General features: G+C 70.3%; 6 protein-coding genes. 5 read left to right on the top strand and 1 reads right to left on the bottom strand.

Annotated elements, in window-relative coordinates; translation table 11 throughout:
• From ACESL7_RS11455 to ACESL7_RS11445, 3 genes are all read left to right on the top strand, one after another.
• A partial coding sequence (locus ACESL7_RS11455; protein WP_372893455.1) for an aminomethyl transferase family protein occupies positions 1 to 702 on the top strand: 702 nt, incomplete at its 5' end.
• Positions 699 to 1,961 carry an aminotransferase class V-fold PLP-dependent enzyme gene (locus ACESL7_RS11450; protein ID WP_372893454.1) on the top strand — a complete coding sequence of 421 codons (1,263 nt, stop codon included), beginning with the start codon at positions 699 to 701 and terminating at the stop codon, positions 1,959 to 1,961. The genes ACESL7_RS11455 and ACESL7_RS11450, both read left to right, overlap by 4 nt.
• A 67-nt stretch (positions 1,962 to 2,028) precedes the next feature.
• Positions 2,029 to 2,895 carry a dienelactone hydrolase family protein gene (locus ACESL7_RS11445; RefSeq protein ID WP_372893453.1) on the top strand — a complete coding sequence of 289 codons (867 nt, stop codon included), beginning with the start codon at positions 2,029 to 2,031 and terminating at the stop codon, positions 2,893 to 2,895.
• 67 nt (positions 2,896 to 2,962) lie between these two features.
• Here ACESL7_RS11445 and ACESL7_RS11440 read toward each other — a convergent pair whose 3' ends face one another.
• Positions 2,963 to 3,421, bottom strand: a complete 459-nt coding sequence (locus ACESL7_RS11440; protein WP_372893452.1) for an Lrp/AsnC family transcriptional regulator — start codon at positions 3,419 to 3,421, stop codon at positions 2,963 to 2,965.
• Between the two features lie 134 nt (positions 3,422 to 3,555).
• Between ACESL7_RS11440 and ald the strand changes: the two genes are divergently transcribed.
• A complete protein-coding gene (ald, locus tag ACESL7_RS11435) occupies positions 3,556 to 4,674 on the top strand; it encodes an alanine dehydrogenase (RefSeq protein WP_372893451.1) in 1,119 nt (372 codons plus the stop codon).
• A 149-nt stretch (positions 4,675 to 4,823) separates the two neighbouring features.
• The gene (locus ACESL7_RS11430) at positions 4,824 to 6,416 is read left to right on the top strand and encodes a pilus assembly protein TadG-related protein (RefSeq protein WP_372893450.1); all 1,593 of its coding nucleotides are present in this window, start codon (positions 4,824 to 4,826) and stop codon (positions 6,414 to 6,416) included.
• The last annotated feature ends 189 nt before the right edge of the window (positions 6,417 to 6,605 follow it).

Genomic DNA, 6,605 nt, shown 5'->3' with positions numbered 1-6,605 from the left:
GCCGGTCCCCGGGCGCGCGACCTGCTGGCGCGGCTCACCGACGCCGATCTCTCCAACGCCGCCTTCCCCTTCTTCCGGTCGCGCCGGATCACGGTGGCGGGCATCGACTGCGTGGCGCTGCGCGTCTCCTTCACGGGTGAACTCGGCTGGGAGCTGCATTGCGCCGCCGGGGACCAGGTGGCGCTCTACACCGCGCTTCTCGAGGCGGGGCGCGGCTTGGGCGCGGGGCCCGCAGGCAGCCGGGCGCTGATGTCGCTCCGGCTGGAGAAGGGCTACGGCTCCTGGGGGCGGGATTACTCCCCGGAATACTGGCCGCAGGAATCGGGGCTCGACGGTCTCATCCGCCGCGACAAGGACTTCCTGAACAAGCCGGCCTGGGAGGCGGTGGCCGGCAATCCCCCGCGCGAAGTGATGCGGATTCTGGAGATCGAGGCCACCGAGGCCGACGCCAGCGGCGGCGAGCCCGTCTTCCTGCCCGACGGTAGGCCCGCGGGGCAGGTGAGCTCGGGCGGCTACGGCTACCACGTGGACAAGTCGCTGGCGCTGGCGTATCTCGCGCCGGACCTGGCCGGGCCGGGGGACGCGGTGCAGGTCGCGATCCTCGGCCGCCCGCACGCCGCCCGCGTCCTCGCGGAGGCGCCCTTCGATCCGAAGGGCCTGCGGCTCCGGGACAAGGCCGCAGAAATGGAGCCCGCGCAGTGATCGCAGAGACCCCCGGCCTGATCGAGGCCGTCAGAGCCCGCTTCGCCCATGTCGAGGACTGCCCTTTCGAGGGGCCGCGCGTCTTCTTCGAGAATGCGGGCGGTGCGCTGCACCTGAAGAAAGTCGCCGAGACCTCGGCCTTCTACGCCGCGCTGCCCGACAACCAGGGCCGCGCCAATGCCGCCTCCCGCGCGCTCATGGACGCGATCGCGCGGGGCCGCGCCGACATGCGCGCCTTCTTCGGGGCGGAGGACGGCGAGGTCTTCGTGGGCGAAAGCGGGACGGAGATCCTCTTCCGCCTGATCCGCAGCGCCGCGACCGGCGCGGAGGCGGGCGGCGGGATGCTCTGCTCGACGCTCGAGCACCCGGCGAGCCGCAGCGCCATGGCGCATTGGGCCGAGGCGACGGGCCGCCCGCTCGTCGCCGTCCCGCACGACGACGCCACTGCCACCGTCACGGCGGAGGCCTACGCCGCCCATGTCACGCCGGAGACGCGGGTGGTCAGCATCGTCCACACCTCGCCCGTGACCGGCATGGCGGTGGACGTCCCGGCGGTCATCGCGGCGGTGCGCGCGGTCGCGCCGGAGGCCTTCGTGATCGTGGACGGCATCCAGCACGCGAGCCACGGCGCGGTCTCTGTCGCGGGCGCCGACGGCTACGCGGTCTCACCCTACAAGATGTTCTCGCGCCACGGCTACGGCGTCGGCTGGGCCTCCGAGCGGCTGACGGCGCTGCCGCACGAACAACTCGCGGGCGGGCCGGCGCGCGCATGGGAACTCGGCACGCGGGACACCGGGGCCTACGCCACCTTCTCGGACGTGATCGACTACCTCGACTGGCTGGGCGCCGAGGTCGGCGGCGCCGAGGACCGCCGCGCCCGGATCGAGGCCGCGGGCGCGGCCATCGCGGCGCACGAGGCGCGGCTCCTGGGCGCGATGCTGCATGGCACGGGCAACCAGCGCGGGGTGGCCGAGATGCCGGGCGTGCGGCTCATCGGGCCGGCGTCGGCCGAGGGCCGTGAGGGTGTCGTCTCTCTCTGGCTCGAGGGGATGGCCTCCGCCGATCTGGTCGATCACCTGGGCGCGCGCGGCGTGCGGGTGCACATCCGCAAGAACGACCACTACTGCGGCAACATCCTCGGCCCGCTCGGGCGGGAGGACTGCATCCGCGTCTCGGTCTGCCACTACAACAGCGAGGCCGAGGTTGCCCGCTTCCTCGCCGCGATGGAAGAGGCCGTGGCGGAGGTGGAGGCCGCCTGACCTCGCGCGCCGCGCCGCGGCATGGCATACTCGCCCCCGAAAGACCCGGCAGGGAAGGGAGACGGCCATGTGGGCGCTGATCGCAGGGGCCGCGGCGGCGGGCGGGGCGGCCGCGCTCGTCGCGGCGAACATGCTCGGGCGCTACACCGGGCTCACCGTGCCGCGCACCGATCCCGCGACGCTCGCCCACCTGCTCGCGCCGCATCTGCGCTTCACCGCGCCCGAGGGGGCCGAGGGGCCTGTGCCCTGCGCGATCCTCGTCTCGGGCTGCGACGGGCCGCGCGACAACCTCGACCGCTGGGCGCGCGCGCTCGCCGCCGCGGGCTGGGCCTCGCTCGTGGTGGACAGCCACGCGCCGCGCGGCTTCACGGAGTTCCAGATCTGGCGGCTGATCTGCGCCGGCCAGTTGCTCACGGGGGCCGAGCGCGCGGGCGACGTGGCCGTGGCGGTCGCCGCGGCGAAGGCGCGACCCGAGGTGGACGAGGGCCGCATCGCGCTCGTCGGCTTCTCGCACGGCGGATGGGCGGTGCTGGAGTTCCTGTCGATGGCCGACCACGGGCAGGTGCCGCTGACGCTGACCCACTGGCCCGAGGGGATGGCGGAACGCCCGCTCGACGGGGTGGCGGCGGCGCTGCTTCTCTATCCCTATTGCGGGCAGCTCTCGCGGGCGAGCCGGCAGGGCTGGCGCAGCCGCATCCCCGCGCTCTTCCTGCTGGTCGAGGGCGACGCCATCGCGAGCGAAAAACCCTGCCGGAGCCTCGTCGCGCGCGAGGCAGGCCGCGGCCTGCCGGTGCGCGAGCACGTCTATTCCGGGGTGACCCACGGCTTCGACCAGCAGGAGCGCGCGGCGCTGAGTTTCCTGTCCTTCGACGCCGCCACGACCGAGGACGCGCTGGCCCGGGGCACGGCCTTCCTGCGCGGCGCGGCGGCGTGAGGCGGTAGGGGCCTCCGGGACTCTCTGCCTTGGCCGAGCGCATCCGGGTCACCTGTGCGCGGGCCGGTCAGACCGGCAGCGCGGTCGTCTCCGAGACGGTGCGCAGCGCGAAGCTCGACTTCATCTGCGCGACGCCGGGCAGGCGGGTGAGATACTGCCGATGGATGCGGGCGAAATCCTCGGTGTCCTCGGCCACGAGCTTCAGGATGTAGTCGGCCGTCCCGGCCATCAGGTGGCATTCCAGCACGTCGGGCACCCGCCGCACCGCCTGTTCGAAGGCTTCCAGCACCTCGTCGGCCTGTGTCGTCAGCGTGATCTCGACGAAGACCGTCGCCGGCACGCCGAGGCGGCGCGGATCGAGCAGCGCGACGTATCCGCGGATCGTTCCGGCCGCCTCCAGCCGCTGCACGCGGCGGTGACAGGCCGAGGCCGAGAGATGCACCCGCTCGGCAAGCTCGGCGTTGGAGATTCGTCCCTCACGTTGCAGCACGCGGAGAATGCGCCGGTCGGTGTCGTCGATCTGCATCGCGGAAGGTCCTGCGCCTGACGCCCTGAATGCGCGCAGATTATCGCGTGTAAAGCGTGAAACGCGAGAGGATTTCCGACGCATTTGCGCGGCGACCCGGGCACATTGGCGCTGAACAGAGGAGGAGCTTCGCCATGAAGATCGGTTGCCCGAAGGAGATCAAGCCGCAGGAATACCGCGTCGGCCTGACGCCCGAGGCCGCGCGCGAGGCGGTGGCGCACGGCCACGCGGTGCTCGTGGAGGCCGGCGCCGGCCGCGGCGCGGGCTTCGAGGACGCGGACTACACCGCCGCCGGCGCGCGCATCGTCGAGACGGCCGAGGAGGTCTTCGCCGAGGCCGAGCTGATCGTGAAGGTGAAGGAGCCGCAGGCCGCGGAGCGCCGCCGCCTGCGCGAGGGGCAGGTCCTTTTCACCTATCTGCACCTCGCCCCCGACCCGGAGCAGACGCGCGACCTGCTCGCCTCCGGCGTCACCGCGATCGCCTACGAAACGGTGACCGGCCGTGACGGCGGCCTGCCGCTGCTCGCGCCGATGTCCGAGGTCGCCGGCAAGCTCGCGCCGCAGATGGGCGCCTGGACCCTGCAGAAGGCGAACGGCGGACGCGGCGTGCTGATGGGCGGCGTGCCCGGCGTGCCGCCGGCGAAGGTCGCGGTGATCGGCGGCGGCGTCGTCGGCACGCAGGCCGCGCGCGTGGCCGCAGGCATGGGCGCGGAGGTCACGGTGCTCGACACCTCGCTGCCGCGGCTGCGCCGGCTGGACGAGGCCTATGGCCACCTGTTCCGCGGCCGCTACGCCAGCCGCGGCGCGAACGCCGCCTGCGTGGCCGAGGCCGACCTGGTGATCGGCGCCGTGCTGATCCCCGGCGCTGCCGCGCCGAGGCTCGTCACCCGGGCGCAGCTTTCCACGATGAAGCCCGGCGCGGCGGTGGTGGACGTGGCGATCGACCAGGGCGGCTGCTTCGAGACCTCGCGGCCCACGACGCACGACGATCCGGTCTTCGAGGTGGAGGGCATCATGCACTACTGCGTCGCCAACATGCCGGGCGCCGTACCGCGCACGGCGACGCAGGCGCTGGGCAACGCGACGCTCCCCTTCCTGCTCGCGCTCGCCGACAAGGGCTGGCAGCAGGCCTGCGCCGACGATCCGCACCTCCTCGAGGGGCTGAACGTGCACGCGGGCCGGCTGACCAACTACGCGGTCGGCCGGGCACTCGGCATCGACGTGGTGGCGCCGAGGGTCGTGGTGAAGGGCTGACCCGCCTGCGCATTTTCACCGGGTTGCCTCAAATTCGCCGCGAGTTCCGCGTTTCTCTCGCTCCCGTGTCGGCGCGGTCCGCGATCCGGCACGGCGGGTTTTGACGGAGGCACGCGGGTATGGTTCGGGGTGGGATTCGGCGGGGAACGATGCAGGCGCTCCGCGCCTTCCGGCGTGCGGAGGACGGTGCGCTCGCCGTCTGGTCGATCTTCATGCTGCTGATGATGCTGACGGTCGGCGCGCTCGGCGTGGATATCATGCTCGCCGAGATGCGCCGGGCGCAGCTTCAGTCCACCCTCGACCGCGCCGTGCTCGCCGCCGCCGACCTCGATCAGGAGCAGGACCCGGAAGCGGTGGTGCGCAGCTACCTCGCCCGGGCTGGGCTGGAGGACAGCCTCGATGCCGTCGAGGTCACCGAGGGCCTCAACTTCCGAAATGTGGCGGTGAGCGCGGAGATGGCGCAGGACACGATCCTGCTCGGGCTGCTCGGCCAGGACAGCCTGCCAATCGCTACCGGCTCGACCGCGGAAGAGGCGGTGAGCGAGGTCGAGGTGTCGCTGGTACTCGATATCTCGGGATCGATGGGCTCGGCTCAGCGACTGCCCCGGCTCAAGGACGCCTCGGAGGAATTCGCGGACATCCTTCTCGACAGCGCCGAGGAAGGCGCCATCGGACTTTCGGTCGTGCCTTACGCGACGCAGGTGTCGGCTGGGGCCCAGCTGATGGAACAGTTCGACGTCAGCGACGAGCACGATCATTCCCATTGCGTGAACTTCGAGGATGCGCAATTCGACCAGATCGGGCTCGACACGGATACCCAGCTTGAGCGCGCGGCGCATTTCGATCCATTCTCCCACTACACATCGGGTCGCGGGCCGTTCAATACAGTCTGCCGAACCGAACCATCCACCGAGATTATGCCTTTCAGCCATGATGGTGCGGCGATCAAGGACCGGGTCAATGACCTGACGGCGGGCGGCAACACTTCGATCGACATCGGTGTGAAATGGGGGGCTGCGCTGCTGGACCCCTCTACAAGACCGGCCATCGATTCCCTGATCCAGTCGGGTATGGTCAGCACGGACTTCACTGGTCGGCCGCGAGATCTGGATGAGACTGACGTCCTGAAGGTTCTGGTCGTCATGACAGACGGGCAGAACACCACGCTCCACGAGATGCACGATGACTATCGCAGCGGTCCGAGCGATTTCTGGATCGATCCGGGCAGCGGGCGGTTGAGTTTCGAAACTGAGGAAGAGGTGGAGTCGGACTGCGGCTGGGAATGGAGTGGCGGGTGGTCATGGGTTTGCAACGAGGCGGATACCGTGACGTCCTATTTCATCCCTGACACCGAAGAATGGCGTGATGAGCCCTGGGGCGGCGATAATGCGGTCAGGCTCGATTACGGTGATCTCTGGTCGCAGACGACCGTCCGCTATCATGCCTACATGCGCTACCTTGCGACAGGGGATCCGTCTGATTATTATGCTTGGGACAATGAGCCCTTTGGCGCGGTCAGCAGCACGTTGAAGGATCAGCGGCTGAGCCGGATCTGTGAAGCCGCGAAGGATGAAGGTATCATAATCTATACCGTAGGCTTTGAGGTTAACGACCACTCGGCCGGTGTCCTGGAGGACTGCGCCTCTTCGGTTAGCCATTTCTTCCGCGTGGAGGGTCTGGAGATCTCTAGCGCTTTCAGCTCGATCGCGCGGCAGGTGCGCCAGGTGCGTCTCGTGGAATGACGAGGCAGTGGCTTGCCGATGTGAGCGTCGGGGGCTCAACGTCTGTTGGTGGCTGCAAGGTATTCGTTCGCGTGGCGCGCCATCGCGCGCCAGATCAACCAGCTGCGCCTGATCGAGTGACAGGGCAGCGCGGGCGCCGGATCACCATCCTTGCGAAGAAGGTGGGATGCCGCCCGCGCCGGACCGCGC

This window comes from Rhodosalinus sp. (genome assembly GCF_041685465.1).
In the GTDB taxonomy this organism is placed as follows: domain Bacteria; phylum Pseudomonadota; class Alphaproteobacteria; order Rhodobacterales; family Rhodobacteraceae; genus Rhodosalinus.
This window is presented reverse-complemented; position numbering and strand designations above follow the sequence as displayed.